The organism is Gordonia hongkongensis (genome assembly GCF_023078355.1).
In the GTDB taxonomy this organism is placed as follows: Bacteria; Actinomycetota; Actinomycetes; order Mycobacteriales; family Mycobacteriaceae; genus Gordonia; species Gordonia hongkongensis.
The window spans coordinates 4,591,182-4,610,816 of sequence record NZ_CP095552.1; the positions used below are offsets into that span (position 1 = coordinate 4,591,182).

The 19,635-nt window shown below is 67.3% G+C and carries 14 protein-coding genes and 3 pseudogenes; 7 read left to right on the forward strand and 10 right to left on the reverse strand.

Annotation, left to right across the window (positions count from 1 at the left end):
• Positions 1–145 precede the first annotated feature (145 nt).
• A complete protein-coding gene (locus MVF96_RS20710) occupies positions 146–1,414 on the forward strand; it encodes an ABC transporter substrate-binding protein (protein WP_065632519.1) in 1,269 nt (422 codons plus the stop codon).
• Positions 1,415–1,572: 158 nt separating this feature from the next.
• On the opposite strand, the pseudogene MVF96_RS20715 reads toward MVF96_RS20710, so the two are convergent.
• The 3 genes and pseudogenes from MVF96_RS20715 to MVF96_RS20725 form a co-directional block, all read right to left on the reverse strand.
• A pseudogene (locus MVF96_RS20715) lies at positions 1,573–1,706 on the reverse strand (IS3 family transposase); the annotation flags it as partial.
• Between the two features lie 249 nt (positions 1,707–1,955).
• Positions 1,956–2,720, reverse strand: a complete 765-nt coding sequence (locus MVF96_RS20720) for an ABC transporter ATP-binding protein (RefSeq protein WP_065632518.1) — start codon at positions 2,718–2,720, stop codon at positions 1,956–1,958.
• Positions 2,713–5,478 (reverse strand): branched-chain amino acid ABC transporter permease/ATP-binding protein, encoded by a 2,766-nt coding sequence (locus MVF96_RS20725; protein WP_247450264.1) that lies wholly within the window; start codon positions 5,476–5,478, stop codon positions 2,713–2,715. Before MVF96_RS20725 ends, MVF96_RS20720 begins: the two co-directional genes overlap by 8 nt.
• A 185-nt stretch (positions 5,479–5,663) precedes the next feature.
• Here MVF96_RS20725 and MVF96_RS20730 point away from each other — a divergent pair, with 185 nt between their 5' ends.
• The 3 genes and pseudogenes from MVF96_RS20730 (at position 5,664) to MVF96_RS20740 (ending at position 8,783) form a co-directional block, all read left to right on the forward strand.
• Positions 5,664–6,218: a DoxX family protein gene (locus MVF96_RS20730; protein ID WP_065632516.1), complete on the forward strand. Its 555-nt coding sequence runs from the start codon at positions 5,664–5,666 to the stop codon at positions 6,216–6,218.
• A 50-nt stretch (positions 6,219–6,268) separates the two neighbouring features.
• Positions 6,269–7,444 (forward strand): CoA transferase, encoded by a 1,176-nt coding sequence (locus MVF96_RS20735; RefSeq protein ID WP_065632515.1) that lies wholly within the window; start codon positions 6,269–6,271, stop codon positions 7,442–7,444.
• A pseudogene (locus tag MVF96_RS20740) lies at positions 7,438–8,783 on the forward strand (amidohydrolase family protein). Before MVF96_RS20735 ends, MVF96_RS20740 begins: the two are co-directional and overlap by 7 nt.
• Here the strand turns inward: MVF96_RS20740 and MVF96_RS20745 are convergent.
• The 3 genes from MVF96_RS20745 to MVF96_RS20755 are packed head-to-tail and all read right to left on the reverse strand — an operon-like array spanning position 8,778 to position 11,740.
• Positions 8,778–9,767, reverse strand: coding sequence for an enoyl-CoA hydratase/isomerase family protein (locus MVF96_RS20745; RefSeq protein WP_396266471.1), 990 nt, complete (start codon positions 9,765–9,767; stop codon positions 8,778–8,780). The pseudogene MVF96_RS20740 and the gene MVF96_RS20745 sit on opposite strands and share 6 nt — an antisense overlap.
• 42 nt (positions 9,768–9,809) lie before the next feature.
• The gene (locus MVF96_RS20750; RefSeq protein ID WP_065632600.1) at positions 9,810–10,553 is read right to left on the reverse strand and encodes a GntR family transcriptional regulator; all 744 of its coding nucleotides are present in this window, start codon (positions 10,551–10,553) and stop codon (positions 9,810–9,812) included.
• A 35-nt stretch (positions 10,554–10,588) separates the two neighbouring features.
• Positions 10,589–11,740 (reverse strand): acyl-CoA dehydrogenase family protein, encoded by a 1,152-nt coding sequence (locus tag MVF96_RS20755; RefSeq protein ID WP_065632513.1) that lies wholly within the window; start codon positions 11,738–11,740, stop codon positions 10,589–10,591.
• Between the two features lie 116 nt (positions 11,741–11,856).
• Here MVF96_RS20755 and MVF96_RS20760 point away from each other — a divergent pair, with 116 nt between their 5' ends.
• The 3 genes from MVF96_RS20760 to MVF96_RS20770 are packed head-to-tail and all read left to right on the forward strand — an operon-like array spanning position 11,857 to position 14,912.
• On the forward strand, positions 11,857–12,729 hold the full coding sequence (locus MVF96_RS20760; protein WP_065632512.1) for an HpcH/HpaI aldolase/citrate lyase family protein: 873 nt from the start codon (positions 11,857–11,859) through the stop codon (positions 12,727–12,729).
• Positions 12,726–13,730 (forward strand): MaoC family dehydratase, encoded by a 1,005-nt coding sequence (locus tag MVF96_RS20765; RefSeq protein ID WP_065632511.1) that lies wholly within the window; start codon positions 12,726–12,728, stop codon positions 13,728–13,730. Before MVF96_RS20760 ends, MVF96_RS20765 begins: the two co-directional genes overlap by 4 nt.
• 42 nt (positions 13,731–13,772) lie before the next feature.
• A complete protein-coding gene (locus tag MVF96_RS20770; RefSeq protein WP_065632510.1) occupies positions 13,773–14,912 on the forward strand; it encodes a CoA transferase in 1,140 nt (379 codons plus the stop codon).
• 210 nt (positions 14,913–15,122) lie between these two features.
• Here the strand turns inward: MVF96_RS20770 and thpD are convergent, their stop codons facing one another.
• The 4 genes and pseudogenes from thpD to MVF96_RS20790 form a co-directional block, all read right to left on the reverse strand.
• Positions 15,123–16,058: an ectoine hydroxylase gene (gene thpD / locus MVF96_RS20775; RefSeq protein ID WP_065632509.1), complete on the reverse strand. Its 936-nt coding sequence runs from the start codon at positions 16,056–16,058 to the stop codon at positions 15,123–15,125.
• A 235-nt stretch (positions 16,059–16,293) separates the two neighbouring features.
• Complete coding sequence (gene hpnE / locus MVF96_RS20780; RefSeq protein WP_065632508.1) at positions 16,294–17,643, reverse strand: hydroxysqualene dehydroxylase HpnE; 1,350 nt, start codon at positions 17,641–17,643, stop codon at positions 16,294–16,296.
• Between the two features lie 74 nt (positions 17,644–17,717).
• Positions 17,718–18,904: pseudogene (locus MVF96_RS20785) on the reverse strand (CynX/NimT family MFS transporter).
• Positions 18,901–19,575, reverse strand: a complete 675-nt coding sequence (locus MVF96_RS20790; RefSeq protein WP_078113786.1) for a FadR/GntR family transcriptional regulator — start codon at positions 19,573–19,575, stop codon at positions 18,901–18,903. The pseudogene MVF96_RS20785 and the gene MVF96_RS20790 overlap by 4 nt, the downstream one beginning before the upstream one ends.
• Positions 19,576–19,635 lie beyond the last annotated feature (60 nt).

Consider the following 19,635-nt stretch of genomic DNA (forward strand, 5'->3'; position numbering starts at 1 on the left):
GCGCCATAGTCCAGTATCAAGGTGTCTCATCTGACAGTCCGTACTTTTTATGACTCACCCTCCATCGACGCGGAGTCCGGTACGACGCTCAGTCGAGAAACCCATCTGCGGGCGGAATCCCTCGTCCCGAACTCAGGAGCACAGCATGACGAAATCAAGGACCGGCCGGCGGTTCATCACCACGACCCTCCTGTCGGTCATCCTCACCGCGGGCATGGTCGCCTGTGGCGGCTCGGATGACGGTGGCGACTCCGCCGCGGAGCCCTCAGCCAATGAGTCGGTGCTGGGCACCCCGAACAAGGCCACCGGTACACCGATCACCATCGGGTTCATCAGCGACGGGAAGTCGCAGGCCATCGACGTCAGCGACGAGATCCGTGGCGCCGTCGCCGCGGCCGATTACGCCAACGAGTACCTCGGCGGAATCGGTGGTCATCCCATCGAGGTCAAGTCGTGCGAAGCGTTGGCTCAACCCGCCGCCGCCGCCGACTGCGCCAACCAGATGGTGCAGGCCGGTGCCGCCGCCGTGGTCGGTCCCACTCCAGGTGAACTGGACCACCTCATCGACGTCCTGTCGCCAGCCAAGATCCCGCTGGTGGTTCACAGTGGCACCACCCAGAAGGGCCTCAGCGCGCCGGGCGTGTACTTGCTGACGAACGGCACCGCCTACTTCGCGAGCTCGGCGACGGCGGCAAAGGACGAGGGGCTGAAGAACACCGTCGGCATCGCCATCGGCGTCCCCGGCGCCGAGGGACCCACCCGCCAGATCGGATCGCTGATCTGGGGCAACGCCGGCCTCGACTTCAGTGTGGTCGGCATCCCGCCGGGCACCGCAGACATGACACCGCAGATCAGCGCGGCCGGCGGTGACGCCGACAACTTCTTCGTGATCGGTAACGACAGCTTCTGCACCAGCGCCTTCAAGGCGATCAAGACAACCAAGCCGAATGCTCCGATCTTCGCGATCGATCGGTGCCTGACGATCGGTGGGGGGAGCTCGATCCCCAACGGCTACGAGGGCATCAACGTCGCCACCACACTCGATCTGAGCCCGGATGCCCCCGACTCGCAACTCTATTCAGCAGTTCTCGCCAAGTACGGTGACGGCGCGAAGTTCGGGAATCTCTCGTCGGTCGGTTACGCTCCGATGCTCGGCATGATCAAGGCACTCAACGCGGCAAAGGTCACCGACCCGACGGCGGAGACCGTCATGGCAGCCATGAAGACGGCACCGCCGACCGAGTATCCGCTGACCAACGGACTCATGTTCCAGTGCAACGGAGAACAGCTCCCCATCTCCCCCAACATCTGCAGCGCCGACGGCCTCCTCGCCAAGGCGACCAAGAACGGCGAACTCACCGATTATCAGAAGGTGACCGTCGATCCCTCGCTCTACGACACACCCGGCGCCTGAGCCCTGACCGACCAGTACGACCCGGCGTCGGCCGTCATCCTCGCAAGGGATGGCGGCCGACGCATTTCACCATTCGTCTCCCGTCGTCCGGGCTGCGCCGGTAGGCCACCGTGATCTACCCGGTGCCGATCGATCCAGCCAAGCCGGAGTCGCGTGGTTGCCAGGGTCCACCAGCAGGTGAGGTCAGCCACCCCCACTGATCCGGCCTGGCCGGCGATGGCCGCTCCCGCTCTACCAGATCGGGGTGCCGCGGCGCGCGATCATCGCGCCGGGTCGTGATCGTGCGATGTTTTCGCGGGTGACTCCGACGGTCTGCACACCGTGCTCGGTGAGGCGGTCGTGATACATCCTGCCAGCCCGCTCACGCGTCTCTGGATCACAGTTCCTCGGTGCACCATACCGGCATTCTCCCGATGGGATCACGGCCTCCACCAGCCCCAGGACGGTTCACCGGCCCGGACTCGCTCACCGCACCAGCCGCGGACACGACGATGCCAGTCACCCCCCACACGGCGGAAGTGACCGGCAGAGCGGGGTCAGATCAGACGGCCTCGCCCAGGTACGCCTGCTCGAGAAGTGCCGGATTCTTGGCCATCTCACTTGCCCGGCCGCGCAGACGGACACCGCCATGCACGATCACGAGCGCCTCGTCGGCCACCTCGAGAGCCAGCTGCACATGCTGCTCCACCAGCACCACGACAGCATTCGTCTCATCGGCGATACGACGGACGACCGGGAGCAGCTCTTCGACGATGACCGGGGCCAGACCCATGCTCATCTCATCGATCAGCAGCGCCCGCGGATTCTGGGTCAGCGCACGGGCCACAGCGAGCATCTGCTGCTCGCCACCCGACAGAGACCCCGCGCTGACCTTGATGCGTTTGCCCAGGGCCGGGAACAGCTCTATGGCCTCGTCCACACCGAATCCACCGGACCGTTTGGCGATCGCCAGGTTCTCGCGCACGGTCAGCGAGGTGAACAGAGCCCGGTCGTCCGGAACCAGCACCAGGCCATGCCGATTGGCCTCCGCGGGACGACCACTGCGCAGCTCTTTGCCCTCCACGATGACCTCCCCTCCCTTGCGTGGCAACAGGCCGGCCAGCGTGTTCATCAGAGTGGATTTCCCCGCCCCGTTCGGGCCGAGGATCGCGAGCACCGAACCCTCCTGGAGCGAGAAGCCGACATCGCGCACCACCCGGACCGAGCCGTAGCCGGCCGTCACCTCCCGGCACTCCAGGATCGGGACTCCCGTGGGCACGGCGGCGTCGGAGTCGTTGACGGTGTCGACCGTATTCACGTCAGCCATGGACCTGAGCCTCTTTTCCTAGGTATGCGGTGGCAACGGTTCGATTCGCCCGAATCTCCGCCGGAGTACCGGAGGCGATGAGTTCGCCGAAGTTGAGGACATGCACTTCGTCGCAGACGTTCAACACGAGATCCATGTCGTGGTCGACCATCAGGATGGTGATCCCGCTGTCCTGTATCTTGCGGAGTCGCTCTCCGAGCCAACGACTCTCGGTACTGTCGAGACCACCCGCCGGCTCGTCGAGCAGCAGCAGGTTGGGTGAGCCCGCCAGCGCGCGAGCGATTGAGACCAGCTGCCGCTGTCCCTGCGACAGTTCGCCTGCCGGCCGCTCGGCGATGTCGCTGATGCCGAGGAGGTCGAAGACCTCCGACAGATGACCGAGGTCGCCGTGTTCGGCCTTGGCGTCGGGACGGTGGACCGCGGCGGTGCGACCGACCTTGACGTTCTCGGTCACGCTCAGGTCGTCGTACAGCTCGATGGCCTGGAAGGTACGGCCGAGGCCGGCGCGAATCCGGTTGTGCGGCGCGAGTTCACTCAACGACGCGCCCGCCAGTGTCACGTCGCCGGTGTACTCGGCGAATCCGGTGATCGCGTCCATCAGCGTGGTCTTGCCGGCACCGTTCGGACCGATCAGGCCCACCAGAGCGCCCTTCGGGATCGCGAGCGAGACCTCTGACAGAGCCACCGCACCACCGTATTTCACCGAGACGTCGGCCAGGACGAGTTCAGGCTCCGCCGACCGATCGACGACCCGCGCTCGTGTCGACGGCCCCACTGCCGGGGCATCGGACCCTGCGTCCGCGTCCGCTGCCGGCTCGCTCGTATCCGGGATAGCCGCTGCGCGGCGCGTGGCCAACAAGGTGTGGGCCGGTCCGACGATTCCCTCGGGATTCAGGATCACGGTGAAGATCAGCAACACACTGGAGATCACCACATACCAGCCGCTGACCGACCACAGCTCGTCGACGACGATGAACAGCAGACCGTTGGCGGCCGTGAGGCCGGCCAGCACACCGCCGGACACCGAGGTGATTCCGGTCAGATAGACAGTCGCGAACAGGGCGACACCACCCATCGCGGCATAGGAGTTGAACGTCACGGTCTGCTGCTGGTAAGCCAGGAGCGACCCGCCGATGCCGGCGATGAACGCACCGATCGCGAAGGCCAGGATCTTCACGCGGACGACACTGACACCGGCAGCCGCAGCGGATCTCTCATTCGCACGGACCGCCAGCATCTCGGCGCCGAGCCGACTCCGCCGGAGCAGGGCGACGAATACGGCGACCCCCACGAGCACGAGCAGCACCAGGACGCCGAATGTGACCCGCGGGTAGTCCAGACCTTGTCCGATACCCAGATCCCAACCGAACAGGCTGGGTTCGGGCGCCCTGACCCCCGAGGCTCCGACGATGTCGACGTTACGGAACCAGATCGCTTCGACTGCGAACGCCATCGCAAGGGTCACCACGGCCACGGTGAGTCCTCGAATCCGTAGCGCGGGCAACCCGATCAGTACGCCGAGCGCAGCCGCACACAACGCGGCCACGACAGGGGCGATCGGGAACGGTAGATGGAACGTGTTGGCGATCGGCCCGAGTAGGAAGCCCGCGACACCGGCGATAGTCAGCTGGGCGAGGGAGACCTGACCCGCGTAGCCGGTGACGACCACCGAGGACAACGCGATGATGGCCATGACTAAGCTGACTATCAGCCCCGTGCGCAGCCGTTCGTCGAGCAACACGAGCGCCAGGACCCCGATGATCGTCATCACCACCGCGGTGGACGCCACATGGTTCGGTCTCGGCGCCCTGCCGAGGGTCTGCAGGATGATCGCACCGCGGGTCGGCAGCGGCTTCGCACGGATCAGAAGGACGGCCAGGATCAGGATCAGCGGCACAAGATCCGGCAGGCCCACGGACGGCAGCCAGTCGAATTGGGTTGCCAGATACTGCGCTTCGGACTGAAGCATACCCACGGCCAGACCAGCCAGTACCGCGACCACGACGAGATCGAAGCGAGCCAGGATCGCGGCGGCCAGAGCCGGGACGATGAACAGCGTGTAAGCAACCGGCACCAACGGGACGATGGGTGCAATCAGGATTCCGGCCAGACCCGCCACCGCCGAACTAAGCATCCAGTTGTAGGCAGCGATCCGGTCGGGCGAGATGCCGCTGACATAAGCACCTCGCTCGGTCTCGGCCGACGCACGAGTGGCCAGGCCGAACTTCGTGTAGCGGAAGGCCAGAGCCAGCACGATCGCCAGCACCACGATCGTCAGCGCGAAGAAGAACCGATCAGCAGACAGCTGGAGCTCGCCGGACTGCCAGACGTCAGTCGGGAAGATCGGTTCCACCGAAACCGGATCGGTACCCAGCTTCTGCGCCACCAGTCCCGCGATCAAGAGGGAGATACCAAGAGCGGCGACTGCGCGGGCCACCAGGGGTGAGGTCCGCAATGGCCGGAAGACGAGCAGGTACAGGACGAGCCCCAGGGCAGCTGCGATCACGAGCGAGATCGCGATCGCGGGCCACATCCCGATCGGCCCGCCGAGGTCGATCGTGTTGGGGAGCCCCGGGATCAGGATGAGCAACTCACCCTCGCGCAGGAACGCGTATGTGTACGCGGTGTACAACGCGATGGCGCCCGTCGCGAAGTTGACGACGCCGGAACTGCGGTAGGTGAGGACGACCGCCAGCGCCAGTGCGCCGAAAACCGCTCCGTTACCTAACCCCAGTAACAAGAACACCAGATGTTGCATAGAGACGCCAATCCTCACGGCTGTGCGGTCAAAGGTGACAGTGATGTTAGATCAAACTGCGATGTACGTCACCCCCTCTGCCCGAATTGACGCATCTCACATTGCGGGGCGGGTCACGCGGGGCGAATTGCGCGACGCAGCGAGCAGCTATGCTCGCTGCCACAAGAACCCGAATGGAGCAAGTCATGTCACGTCTGTTCACCAAGCCGGCCTCGGACCTCACTCCGGTCCAACTCCTTCTCCGAGGTGCCATCGGGGGCACGATGATCGCTCACGGAACCAAACACGGCCGCAGCATCGAAGGCACCGCGGGCTGGTTCCGGTCGATCGGTTTCCGGCAACCCACGCTCCAGGCGAAGGCCTCTGCGGTGGTGGAGGTCGGTGCGGGAGCCGCCATCGTCGCCGGCGCGGCCACCCCGGTAGCGGCCGCCGCGGTCGTCGGGACCATGGCCGTCGCCGCACGTTCGGTCCACCTGCCCAACGGCTTCTTCATCACATCCGAGGGCTGGGAGTACGTCGCCAATCTGTCGGTCGCAGCAATTGCGTTGGCCGCCTTGGGGCCTGGCCACTACAGCGTGGACCGGGCCATAGGCCTGGACTCGAGACTCAGCTCGGGACGAGCTGCCGCTCTCGCGGCGGGCGTCGGGCTCGCGGCAGCGGCAGCGCAACTCGCGGTGTTCCACCGGCCACCGCAGGCGACAGGGGCTGACCCACAGACGCCGACCCCCTCGTCGAACTGACCACAGCCGGTCCCGGCGGACCGCGGGCAGCGGAGGGAAAAAGCGCCGACATGGGGACACACGCGCAGCGATGGGCCAGCAGCGGTATGGCCTACCTGACCGGCGAACCGGAAGCTCCTGACTACTCCCGCGCGCCGATCATGGCGCGGGCCGACATGCTCGCCGACGTGTTCGGCGCTGATGTCGGCGAACTGCTGACCGGCCGGGCGGCCTTGATGGGCAGCTCCCGCGCCGGACAACAGTCCGCGGGCGGCAGCTCCCGTCTCATGCGGTGTCGCGATGGATGGATCGCGATGACGCTCTCGCGGGCGAGCGACATCGACTCACTGCAAGCGCTTTTCGCGCGGGACGATCCGATCGACAGTCCGTGGCAGGCACTGGCCGAGGCGTTGCCGCATCTTCACGTCGACGACGTCGTCGATCGTGCGCAGTTGCTCGAGATACCCGCCGCCGCATTGGGATCGGTGAGTTCGTCCCCCGTCGACATCGTCAGGGCATGGCCCGCTCAGCAGGCCACCCGCCCGCCGTCGCTGCTGGTGGTGGACCTGTCCGCGATGTGGGCGGGACCGTTGTGCGGTCACCTTCTGCAACAGCTCGGTGCGACCGTGATCAAGGTGGAGAGCCCCGAACGTCCCGATGGGTCGCGAGCCGGAAACCCCGACTTCTTCGCCTGGATGAACAGCGGAAAGCAGTTCTACACCACACAATTGAGCCACCGGGCGGTTGGGCTCGCGGGGTTGCTCGATGTCGCGGACGTGGTCATCGAGGCCTCCCGCCCGCGCGCTCTCGAACACGCCGGGCTGGACGCGTCCACCAGGTCGCCGCGCGCCGGGCGGGTATGGGTGCGGATCACCGGTTACGGTCGCGCTACCGGGATGGTGAACCGCGTCGCGTTCGGCGACGATGCCGCAGTTGCCGGCGGACTCGTCGGCCGGGGCACTCGTGGGCCGGTGTTCTGCGGGGACGCGATCGCCGACCCCTTGACCGGACTGGAAGCAGCGACTGCGGTGGTGCAGTCGCTCGCCCGCGGTGGCGGGGAGATAATCGACGTGTCGATGGCCGGCGTCGCCGCCAAGTACGCCGGGTGCCCCGTACTCGAGGACACCGAGCGGGTGACCGTCGCCGTGACGCCGCCCACCGCTCCCCGAATCGGTTCCGGTTTCGAGACGATCGGCGACAACGAGGTTCTGCGTCTCGTCGATGAACGTCGAGGTCCCAGATGCTGATCACCGGGGCGCAGCGACTCTCGGGTGAGCCGGTCGCGGTACGCATCACCGACCGACGCCTGACCGACGTCGCGGTCCACCTCGAGCCGGGGGACGACGAGCCGGTCCTCGATCTCCGGGGCGGCACTCTGCTTCCCGGATTACATGATCACCATCTACACCTCCGGGCGGCGGTGGCTGCGCTGCAGTCGGTGTCCGTCGGCCCACAACAGGTGGCCACACCGCAACAACTCGCCGAGGCTCTCGGCCGTTCTCGACCCCGCGACGACGGCTGGATCCGCGCTGTTGGTTATCACGACAGCGTTGCAGGGGAATTGGACCGTCATCGCCTCGACGAACTGTTCGCCCGCGCACCGGTCCGAATCCAGCATCGCAGCGGTGCGATGTGGATCGTCAACACGCCAGGCCTCATCGCCCTCGGGTGGCCGGATCATCCCACCGGCCGATTCTTTCGCCAGGACAACACCTTTGCTGCCGTGACCGCAGACGGTCCGACGGATTTCACACCACTGGGAGTCCGGCTCGCCAGGTTCGGCGTCACCGGGATCACCGAAGCGACCCCGGATCTCGGTGCCGCCGACCTCGACGCACTCGACACCGCCGTACGTGAGGAACGACTCCCCCAGCGGGTGATGGTCATGTCGCAGCACGGTGGACGACACTACTCACGGTTGGAGTTCGGTCCGGTCAAACGGATTCTCGACGACAGCACACTCGATCTCGACGAGTTGACGTCCTGGGTCGCGGAGCGACATGAGCACGGTTACGCGGTGGCCCTGCACTGCGTGACTGTCGTGCAACTCGTCGTCACGCTGTCGGCATTCCGGAGCGCGGGTGTGCGCGCGGGCGACCGAATCGAACACGCGGCGATGGTGCCCGACGATGTGATCGACGACCTCGCGGATCTCGGGGTGACCGTGGTGACGCAGCCGAATTTCGTGGCCGAACGCGGAGATGAGTACCTCCGCGAGGTACCCCGGCGGAGCATCACGAGTTGTGGAGGGTGGCCGGCCTTCGTCGGTCGGGGGTGCCGATCGCCGGTAGCACGGATGCGCCCTTCGGGGACCTCGACCCGTGGGCCGCCATGCGTGCTGCCAGAGATCGGCGGACCAGATCGGGAAAACTCCTGTGCCCAGATGAACGTGTCGGTGCAGCTGCCGCCCTGGCGATGTTCCTCGGCGACCTGCACACGCCGGCGAATACGCGGGATCTTCGTACGGGGGATCGGGCAGACCTGTGCCTCATGTCCGCCGGACCCGACGACGTGCTCGCCGAACTGTCGGCAGATCTGGTCGCAGCCACCGTCGTCGACGGACACCTTCGGTACGCGGCCTCATGAAGCCGGCGACGGGGCCGGCAGTTCGTCCACGTGGTCGACCAATCCCCATTGGAGAGCGGTCGTCGCGTCGATACGACGTCCGGTCATGAGCAGGTAGGCCGTCCGCCATCGGCCGATACGGCGTTGAACGCTCAGCGTTCCCCCGGCACCGGGAACCAGGCCGAGCTCGAGTTCCGGTAGTCCAAACCGCGCGTCCGGTCGAGCCGTGATGAACCCGCAGTACGCTGCCATCTCCAACCCGCTGCCGAGCACGGCACCATGAACATCGGCTCGGCAGGCGGTGCCCAGCCGGCTGGTCAGTGCGTCGAGGAGAAGCGCGGGACTGTGCCGAGTACGCGCCAGGTGCGAATTGGCCGGATCCGCGAACAACCCGAACTCGGCGAGGTCACCGCCGCTGCAGAACGACCGGCCCCGGCCGCTCAACCTCACGGACTCGATCGAGGTGTCCGCGAGCGCCACGGTCAAGCCGTCGATCAGGCCCGCCCGCAACACGTCGCTGAACGCGTTGTGCCGGTCCCCCCGATTGAAGACGATGTCGAGGTGCGAGTCCTCGCGCGTGAGGACCACGGCGTCGTCCTGCTGGTGACGCCGACGGCTGCCCTGAGACGCCAGCCAATCCGTGAATTCGGTCCCGGCCTGCAGCGCCGAATAGGCCAGCGACTCGGTGATCAACCCGCTGACGGTACTGCCGGCATCCGACACTGCACGTAACACGTCGTCGCCCACAGACGCCGCCACCGGATGCGCCGAGATCCTGTCGGTGAGCACGGCGATGGTGCCCTCGATGTCGGCGGTGTACACCAGCCGTCGATCGTCGGACGGTGTGTCGGTGAGGGTGAAGGTCGCCCGGTCCACCACCCTGTCTGCGCGGTCGGAGCCGATGACGCCGCTTCTGCACACGCCGACGGTGGGTCCGGAAAGCCGCCAGTGCTCAGTCGGAACATCCGCATCGGTGAGATCCAAGATCGTCAGGACATGTGTCACGGCAGAATCCTAGACCGAACGCGGTCGGAGATGCGCACCCGGTCAGAGCCCGCTGCGGCGGAGCGTCACCCGATAGGTGTAGTGCTCGGGGAGGAAGTAACTGACCGCGAGTTCGACTGCGCGGCCGCGTGAATCGGTGTACAACCGGTCGACGCGCAGCACCGTGTGCCCCACGGGGCAGCCGAGGCGGGCAGCGGTCTCGGCGTCGGCGACGGTGGCGGTGATCGATTGCGCGCACTCCTCGATCGGGTGCGCCAGATGCGGTTCGAGCAGGCCGATCATCGTGTGGTCACTGCGCGCTCCGGCCTCGACCTCGGGGGCGTCGATCACCAGGCGTGCGACCGACTCCGGCCACCACACGGTGGTCACGACGAAAGGGACACCGTCGTGGAATCGCTGGAAGACGATGCGGTACACCACGTCGGTGTCCAGTCGCAGGCGACCCGCTGCCTCGAGATCCACGCGGCGCGAGGGTGATTCGAGCACCTGCATCTCGGTGTCCGTCGACAGGTTCATGAGGTCCTCGATCGAACCCAGCTGGCGCAGGTACTGACCCGCGGTCTCGGTCGCGAACGTTCCCCGGCCGGGCACGCGGTACACCGAGCCCTCGCTCACCAATTCGAGGAACGCGCGGCGGACGGTCTGCCGGCTGAGCCCGTACTCCTGGGAGAGCTCGGATTCGGTCGGCAGCCGCACACCGCCGGCGTATCTGCCCGCGACGATGTGCTCGCGCAGTTCCGCGGCCAACGTCTTGTACGCAGGTGCGGACTGCTCGGACTCGCGCATGAAACCCACTCTCCCGCCGGACGACGGCGTGCCGCTCAGATCCCGCCGCGCGACACGAGTTGTGCCGCAATGACATTGCGTTGGATCTCGTTGGTGCCCTCGCCGACGATCATCAGGGGCGCGTCCCGGAAGTATCGCTCGACGTCGAACTCGGTGGAGTACCCGTAACCACCGTGGATGCGGACGGCGTTCAGGGCGATTTCCATCGCCACCTCGGAGGCGTAGAGCTTGGCCATCCCCGCCTCCATGTCGCAGCGCTCACCCCGGTCGTACTGTTCGGCCGCGTGCCAGGTCAGCTGGCGCGCTGCGGTGAGCTTGGTCGCCATGTCGGCGAGATAGTTGCCGATCGACTGATGCTTCCAGATCGGCTGTCCGAAGGATTCCCGCTGCTGCGCGTAGGCGAGCGAGTCCTCGAGTGCCGCGGTCGCGACGCCCAGCGCTCGGCAGGCGACCTGGATTCGACCGGTCTCCAAGCCCTTCATCATCTGACCGAATCCCTTGCCGGGCACCTCGCCCAGGATCGCCGTCTGCGGGATGCGGTAACCGTCGAAGGACAGCTCGCAGCTCTCGACACCCTTGTAGCCGAGCTTGGGCAGGTCGCGTGACACGGTCAGCCCGGGTCCGTGTTCGACGAGCACGATCGAGATGCCCTTGTGGCGCGGCTGCGCGCCGGGATCGGTCTTGCACATCAGCGCGATCAGCCCGGAACGCCGGGCGTTGCTGATCCAGGTCTTCGCACCGTTGATGACCAGCTCGTCGCCATCGGTCTTCGCCACGGTCGACATCGCCTGCAGATCCGACCCGCCGCCCGGTTCGGTGAGCGCCATGGTGGCGCGCAGTTCACCGGTCGCCATCCGCGGCAGGTACTCGAGCTTCTGCTCGTCGGTGCCGAACAGCGTCAACAACTTCGCGACAACCGTGTGCCCACCCATCGCGCCGGCCAGACTCATCCAGCCGCGCGCGAGTTCCTGGGTGACCTGCGCATAGCACGGCATCGACACCGGCGAACCGCCGAACTCCTCGGGCACCGCCAGCCCGTAGATGCCGATCTGCTTCATCTGCTCGATCCACTTCTCGGGATATTCGTTGGCATGCTCGACCTCCTGGACCGACGGCTTCACCTCGCGGTCGACGAAGGACCGCACAGTGTCGACCAGGAATGCCTCTTCGGCGGAAAGTGAGCTCATGACGGTGCCCCTACGATCTACGGCGGATTTGTACGGCCATTTTGTCGATCCCCGTCGGACCTGTCAACACTTCCCAAAGCTCGGCGCGGTCTGATACAACCGGAACCGCATCACATATGGCCGCACATTTGATCTCGACCCCTGGAGCAACCGTGCAGAGAAGACGAGCCGTCCTGGTCGCGCCCGCCTCCGACGACCGCAAGGCCCGCAAGGCGCTGGCTTCGATCGCCGATGAGGTCGTGCTCGACCTCGAGGACGCGGTGACCCCGGCGAACAAGGACTCCGCACGCGCAGCGGCCGCCGACCTGGTCGCCGAGTTCGGCGCCGACCGCGCGATCTCGTTGCGCATCAACGCGATCGACACGCCTTGGGCCGGCGCCGATCTCGCCGCCTGCGCCCAGATGCCGAACCTGACGTCGGTGGTGCTGCCGAAGGCCGACTCGCCCGCCGACCTCCGGTCGGCCGACGAGCAGCTCGGCCGAGCGTCGGTCCGCCTGCAGGCGTTGCTCGAATCACCGCGCGGCATCCGTGACGCCGGCGCCATCTGCGCGGCCACAAACCGGCTCGATGCCGTCCTCATCGGTTACGCCGATCTCGCCGCATCATTGGGACGCAGCCCCGACCTGCCGATGCGGACGTGGCACGTCGTCCAGGACTCGGTGTTGCTCGCCGCGCGCGCGGCCGGCGTGGACGTCATCGACGGACCGCATCTGACGATCGCCGACGACGACACCTTCCGCGACGCCAAGCGCTGGGTCCGCGACCTCGGCTTCGACGGCACCTGGGTGATCCATCCGGCTCAACTGCAGTCCGCCATCGACATCTTCACCCCGGACGCCGCCGCCGTGGAGGACGCACGACGGGTGCTCGACGCACTCGAGCAGGCAGCCGCCGCGGGTGCCGGTGCGGCCGAGCTCGACGGCCGAATGCTCGACGAGGCGCTCGCCGTCTCCGCGCGGCGCGTCCTCGCCAAGGCTGCGTCCGAATGAGCGCGTCCGAGCCGGTCGCCGTGGGCGGCCCGTTCTTCGACGAACTGTCCCATGGACAGTTGTTCGACGACGCGCCGTCGCTCACGTTGACATCCGGTCTCGCCGCGACGCACCAAGCGATTCTCGGTGACCGCCTTCGACTCTCGCTCGACGCCCATCTCTCGGATCGCGTGGTGGGTGGCGTCCTCGCCCATCCCGGCCTGGTCACCGACGTCGCGATCGGTCAATCCACGCTGGCCACCCACCACGTGAAGGCGAACCTCTTCTACCGCGGCCTGCGGTTCCTGAGCCACCCCCGGATCGGCGACACGTTGACGACCGTCACCGAAGTGGTCGGGCTGCGCGAGAACACACCGAAGCCAGGACGTGCGCCGACCGGGCTCGCCGCGCTCCACATGGTCACCACCGATCAGACCGGCGTCACCGTCCTCGACTTCTACCGGTGCGCGATGCTGCCGTTGTCACCCGACGCCGATCCCGGGCGGACCGTGCACGCTGACGACCTGAGCACCATCGGACCGGGAGACGATGCGCAACCGTTCATCCCCGAATGGGACCTCGACACCTATCGCGAATCCGCACGCGGACAACATTTCTCATCCGAGTTTGCCGGACGCGCCTTCTCCTCCAGCGCCGACGTGGTGTCCAGCGCACCCGAACTCGCCCGGCTCTCGCTGAACATCGCAGCCACCCACCACGACGAGCGGGTGGCCGGTGCGGCCGCCGGCGGTCGGCTGGTCTACGGCGGGCACACCATCGGACTGGCCCTCGCGCAGGCGAACCGGGCGCTGCCGAACCTGGTGACGGTGACCGGCTGGGATTCGTGCGACCACACCGGACCGGTGCACGAGGGCGACACCCTCAGTTCGACGATCCTCGTCGAGGAGGCGACGCCGCTCGCCGCCGGCGGCGTCCTGCGCCTGCGCTCCACCGTCGTCGCACACGGCGACGACTCCGATCGCGAGGTCCTCGACTGGCGTTTCCGCGTCCTGATGGCCTGATCGTCTGCCGAATCCCCCATTCCACTCCAGGAGTTTCCGCGCATGAGCTCGCATCCCCGTCCGCTCGAAGGCCTCCGCGTCGTGGAGGTGTCGAGCTTCGTCGCCTCACCCCTGTGCGGCCTGACCCTGTCGCAGCTCGGCGCCGAGGTGATCCGGGTCGACCCAATCGGCGGGGCCGCCGACATCAACCGCTGGCCGGTCACCGATGACGGCAACTCGATCTACTGGACCGGGCTCAACCGCGGCAAGAAGTCCGTCACCGTCGACTTCCGTGACCCCCAGGGACAGCGAATGATCCAGGATCTTGTCATCGACAGCGGGCCGGGCGGCGGAATCCTGGTCACCAACGCGGGCGGACGGTCGTGGATGAGTCACGAGACGCTGTCGGCGCGGCGCTCCGACGTCATCACCCTGGAACTGCTCGGCCGGACCGACGGCACTCCCGGAGTCGACTACACAGTCAACGCGGCACTCGGATTCCCGTCGATCACCGGCCCCACCGACTACGCCGGCGTCGTCAATCACGTACTGCCGGCGTGGGATGTCGCGTGCGGCCTCTATGCCGCACTGGCGATCACGGCCGCCGTCCGGCGCCGCGACCAGAACGGGATGGGGGCGCAGATCACCCTGCCCCTGGAGGACACCGCTCTCGCCATCGCCGGGACGCTCGGCTATCTCACCGAACCGCAGCTGAGTGGCGACACCCGACCGGCCACCGGGAACGACGTATACGGCACCTACGGAACCGATTTCGTCACCGCGGATGACTCTCGCTTCATGCTCGTCGCCCTGACCCCGCGGCATTTCCGCGGGCTGGTCGAGATGACCGGGACCGGCGAGGCGGTCGCGGCCGTCGAACGGGCGCTGGGAGCGGACTTCGTCAGGGAGGACGACCGGTACATTCACCGCGGTGTCCTCACACCGCTGTTCGCGGCGTGGTTCGCGCGACACACGTCTGTCGAGGTCGAGGCCGCGCTGGCGCAGACCTCCGTGCTCTGGGAGCGTTACCGGACTTTTGACGAGGTCGTCGAATCAGGTGTTCTGCAGCGCAATCCGCTCTTCACCGAGCTGGAGCAGCCCGGCATCGGCACCTACCTGGCCGCCGGCCTGCCGGCCATTTTCGACGGTGAGCACTACTTCGCCGGGCCGGCCCCGGACCTGGGCTCGTCGACGGGGTTCTGAAGGTCGTTCACCTGTGACCCCTCCGCTCCCTGAGCTGAGGAGCGAGCTTGCGAGCGTCACGAAGGGTCTGGCGAGACACGTTACGGGACCCTTCGTGACGCGCCCTCCGCAAGCTCCGGGCGCTCCTCAGGGAGCAGGGGGCAGGTCGTTCTCTCGGGTTAAGGAGCAGGGCCGTGCCGCTCGCACCTCAGGGAGCAGGGGACGACGAACTCACCTGTGCGCCAGATGATCCGGGCGTGGCTCGGTCCCGCCGAACGGCGCCTGGAGGGCGTTCGATTTCGCGTTGAAGACGACGAACAGATTGCTGCGCGGGAAGGGCGTGATGTTCCCGCCGGACGCGTGCATGCAGTTCGAGTCGAAATACAGTGCGGACCCGGCGGGGCCGGTGATCGTGTCGATGCCCAGTTCGTCGGCGAGGCTCGCGACATCCTCCTCCTCCGGTGTCCCGAATGGCGGCCGATACGACGTCAGCGATTCCCGGTGGTAGTCATCAGGTGTCTCGCCCACGCAGCTGACGAACCGGCGGTGTGATCCCGGGATGATCATCAGCGGACCGTTGGTGGTGTGGTTCGGCGTCAAGGCCAGCGAGACGCTCAGCGCACGTGGGGCGGGCATGCCGTCCTCGGCGTGCCACGTCTCGAAGTCCGAGTGCCAGTAGAACGGACCGCCCGCGAACCCGGGTTTCAGGTTGATGCGGCTCTGGTGGATCGTGACGTCGTCGTCGAGGATCTGCCGGGCCACCCCGGCAATCGTTTCACGCGAACATATCTCGGCGATGACGTCACTGAGCTGATGCACCGCGAACAGCGATCGCACCTGCCCGCTCGATGATTCGCGGATCACCCGATCGTCGTCGCCGAGCCGCTCGGTGATGGACTCCACCTCGCGTAGGCAGTCGGCGATGTCGGCGTCCGAGAGAATGTTTGTCTCCGTGTGGTATCCGCGATCGGCATAGTGCCGGAGTTCGGGCGCGGACAGCGGGCCCGGGTTTCCCATGCTCCCCCACACGGTGTTGTGTGGGCGCGGTTCGATCTGGCTGCGCTGCGCGAGCCGGGTGCGGTAGACGTCGACGGGTGTGCTCGTCGACTGCGCGCCGGGCGAGACATCGGCGGCTTCTGGAGTTCTGGCTGCTGTGTGAGTTACCACGATCGCAACGATCCTTTCCCTCATCCGGCGGGCCGCTCGCGGAGCAGTTCTGCCCCGGCGGCAGGCAAGGTGATTGTGTTGTGCGCGACCGTCGCACGACGACGCGTCGCGAGGTACGGCGTCCGCGGCGCGGAGTTCTGCACGCCCTTCGGGAAACGGCCGTATATGTGCACCCTGCCAGGGACGACAAACCCCCGCAACCATGCTGGTATGCGCCGCGGAGAAAGTCCTCGACTCAACCGAGCCGGGCGAACTCCAGGATGATGTCGACGGCCCGCGCCGCGCTCTGACACGCGCCCTCCATCGTCGTGGTCCAGTCGGTGCGGGTCCAGTCACCGGCGAGGGCGAGGCCGTCGACCTCGGTGCGCTGGTCTGGGCGGAGGCCGGCGGTCCCGGGTCGTTGCGCGAAGGTCGATTTCGGCATCCGGACCACGTGGCTGTGGACCACCTGCGCGTTCGCCGCCTGCGGGAAGTAGCGGCGCAGCATGTCCATCTGGATCTCGGTGATCTCGGCGTTCGTCTTCGAGATCAGATCGTAGGACGCCGACACCGTCGTCGAGTAGAAGTAGTTGTCGCGTGGTTCGCGCCCGTGCATGCGCTGGCGGTCCCAGACCTGTTCGAGCACTCCCTCACCGCCGTAGAGGATCTCGCCCCAGTCGGTCATCCCGATCGAGCGGTCGAGATAGAGGTTCACACTGACGATGGGCACCGGGGTCAGGTTCTCGACGGCGCGATAGATCCGCTCGTGCCCGGGCACCTGGTCGAGCAGACCCTTCACGCTCCACACCGGTACCGCGCAGATGACGGCATCGGCTGCGATCTTCTCGCCGTCGGCCAGCGTCACCCCGCTCACCGTCCCGTCGGTGACGTCGATCGACGAGACCACCGCCCGGTGTCGGACCTCCACACCGGCGTCGGCGAAGCGCTTCTCGGCGCCGTCGATGAACAACGTGTCGAGATCGACGGTGGGATACCCGATCGAGATCGGCGTACGCGTCTCGCGCGCCCGGCGGGCTCCCGTGACGAGCAGATCGGCCGGGACCTTGGCCGAGGAGATGTCGGGCTTGTCGCCGGTGAGGCCGATGACGATGCCGTCCCACAACGCATCCCGGGCCGACTGCGGCAGTCCGATGCGACGGAACCACTCGTCGGCGGTGACCTCGTCGAGCCAGTCGGGTTGCCGAAATGCCTGCCGTATCAACCTCATCTGCGCACGCGCCGTGCGCAACCGGTCGAGGCCGGTCACCCCGGGCAGGTCGCCGAGCGCGGCCCGCAGTCCGGGCAGGCCGGTGAACGCCGATCGGCGCGTCGCCCCACCGGGCATTCGCACCGTCATGTGACCCGGGAAGGCCACGTGCTCCCGCGTACCGACGCTGTCCAGATAGCGCATAAGGTGCTCGTACCCGCTGGCGAAGACGTGCTGCCCGTTGTCGGGCACGTCGTCGACGGCGTGCAGCGGCATCGAGATGGTGCGTCCGCCGAGTGAACCCCGCCGTTCGAGCAGGGTGACGCGTTGCCCCGCCTCCGACAGCCAGACCGCCGACGCCAGTCCGGCCAGTCCCCCACCCACGACCACACAATGCATGGCGACAGATTAGCGGTCAGGGCTGACCGATACCGACTGTGCGACGAATTGTCCGGGTCCCGGCGCAGACCTCGTCAACCGGTCATCTTGACGTCCTTGGCGGCGCCGAGGACGGAGAGCGCCTGGGGCACCAGCACGAGACCGAGCACCGCCATGGCCAGAGTCCACGAGCCGGTGACGTCATGGATGGCGCCGATGATGATCGGGCCGGCCGCCGCCGCCAGGTAGCCGACGCACTGCGCCATCCCGGACACCTGGCCCGTCTGTTCGATCCCGAGCTGCGCAGCACCATGAAGAGAAGGGCCAGACTGATCGACGAACCGGGCCCGACCATCACACAGGCCGCCCAGAATCCCGGCCAGACATCAGTGCTCAGCAGACCCACGAAGCCGACGGCGCAGACCGCGATCACCGACAGGGTCACCACCCGCTGACCGGCGAAGCGGCCGGCGACGATCGGCGCGACCAGCGACATGATCAGGGCGACCACCTGCGCCGACGCCAGGACCGCACCCGCCCGCAACGGCGACATGCCGGCGTCGACGAGGTACTGCGGCAGCCAGGCCACGAACGTGTAGAAGATCAGCGACTGCGTGCCCATGAAGACCGTGATCGCCCACGCGATCGGGTTCGTCAGCAACGACGATGTCGGCGCCGCCGAGGTCACCCGGTGAACCAGCGGCAGCTGCGGAATCCAGACGACCACGGCGACCAGCGCGAGCAGCGACCACGCGGCCAACGCCAGCCGCCAGTCCCCGCCGAGTGCGTCGTTGATCGGCACGCTCACCCCGGACGCGACCGCCGCCCCGCCGGAGAGAGTCATCGAATAGAGGCCGGTCATGAGCCCGGAGCGGTGCGCGAAGTCGCGTTTGATCAGCGCCGGGAGCACGACGTTGCAGGTGCCGATGGCGGCGCCGATGACCGCCGAACCCCCGAACAGGGCGGCCGGCGACGGGATGAGCCGGACGAGGATGCCGACGATCAAGACGAGCAGGGCCCCGAAGATGACCCGTTCGATGCCGAACCGGTTGGCCAGACGGGGAGCCACCGGCGCCGAGATCCCGAAGAACAGCACCGGCAGCGCGGTCAGCAGACCGGCGACGGCGCTGCTGAAGCCGGCGTCGTCGGAGATCACCCCGATGAGCGGTCCGACGGCCACCACGGCCGGTCGCAGGTTCGCGGCGACCAACATCACTCCGACCGCGGTGACGATGACCCCGACGGCGGACTTCTCGCGCGTGGACAGCGCCTGCGCACTCATCCCCACACCTCGGTGGAGTCGACGTAGGCGTACACCGCCGCGCGCGCTGCGTCGGCGTCGCCGCGCTCGATCGCGTCGACGACATCTCGATGACCGCGCGGGTGCGACTGCTCGGCCAGCGGACGTCGCAAGACCGACGGATGAGTACGGGCGATCGCCTCGGCGATTCCGTCGTACATCGCGATGAGCAGCGCGTTGCGGGACGCGACGACGAGCTCGGCGTGGAATGCGATGTCCGCCTCGGTGTATCGATCCAGGTCACCGTCGGCCATCGCGTCCTCGGTGCGCGCCAGCAACAGGCGGAGACGTTCGACGTCGGCGGCGTCGCCCCGGGCGGCCGCACCGGCCGAGGCCTCGCTCTCGAGAGCACGTCGCACTTCGAGCAGATCCCGGAGCTCCGACGGCGCGGAGGTCCGCGCGATCGCACCGGCGAGTGGGCTCCGGCCGCGCACATACGTGCCGTCGCCCCGCCGGGGCTCGAGCATGCCGGCGTGTTCCAGGGCCCGGGCGGCCTCCCGGATCGTGTTGCGGCCGACGCCGAACTGCGCCACGAGCTCGGGCTCGGCGGGGATCCGTTCGCCCAGGGGCCAGGTGCCGTCCGCGATCAACTCCTGCATGCGCTGCACGACGAGCTCGCTCGTCCGGCGAGGTGGGGTGATCTGTCCGGACACGCAAACAACCTAACATCCCATGTTTCAGTCCCGGTCGGTGCCGCACGGTCTCCCCCGCCC

What these genes read in the sequence shown, in the direction of transcription:
- MVF96_RS20710 (WP_065632519.1), top strand. Translation starts at nt 146, where the DNA reads ATGACGAAATCAAGGACCGGCCGGCGGTTCATCACCACGACCCTCCTG.
- MVF96_RS20720 (WP_065632518.1), bottom strand. Translation starts at nt 2,720, where the DNA reads ATGGCTGACGTGAATACGGTCGACACCGTCAACGACTCCGACGCCGCC.
- MVF96_RS20725 (WP_247450264.1), bottom strand. Translation starts at nt 5,478, where the DNA reads ATGCAACATCTGGTGTTCTTGTTACTGGGGTTAGGTAACGGAGCGGTT.
- MVF96_RS20730 (WP_065632516.1), top strand. Translation starts at nt 5,664, where the DNA reads ATGTCACGTCTGTTCACCAAGCCGGCCTCGGACCTCACTCCGGTCCAA.
- MVF96_RS20735 (WP_065632515.1), top strand. Translation starts at nt 6,269, where the DNA reads ATGGGGACACACGCGCAGCGATGGGCCAGCAGCGGTATGGCCTACCTG.
- MVF96_RS20750 (WP_065632600.1), bottom strand. Translation starts at nt 10,553, where the DNA reads ATGCGCGAGTCCGAGCAGTCCGCACCTGCGTACAAGACGTTGGCCGCG.
- MVF96_RS20755 (WP_065632513.1), bottom strand. Translation starts at nt 11,740, where the DNA reads ATGAGCTCACTTTCCGCCGAAGAGGCATTCCTGGTCGACACTGTGCGG.
- MVF96_RS20760 (WP_065632512.1), top strand. Translation starts at nt 11,857, where the DNA reads ATGGCCGCACATTTGATCTCGACCCCTGGAGCAACCGTGCAGAGAAGA.
- MVF96_RS20765 (WP_065632511.1), top strand. Translation starts at nt 12,726, where the DNA reads ATGAGCGCGTCCGAGCCGGTCGCCGTGGGCGGCCCGTTCTTCGACGAA.
- MVF96_RS20770 (WP_065632510.1), top strand. Translation starts at nt 13,773, where the DNA reads ATGAGCTCGCATCCCCGTCCGCTCGAAGGCCTCCGCGTCGTGGAGGTG.
- hpnE (WP_065632508.1), bottom strand. Translation starts at nt 17,643, where the DNA reads ATGCATTGTGTGGTCGTGGGTGGGGGACTGGCCGGACTGGCGTCGGCG.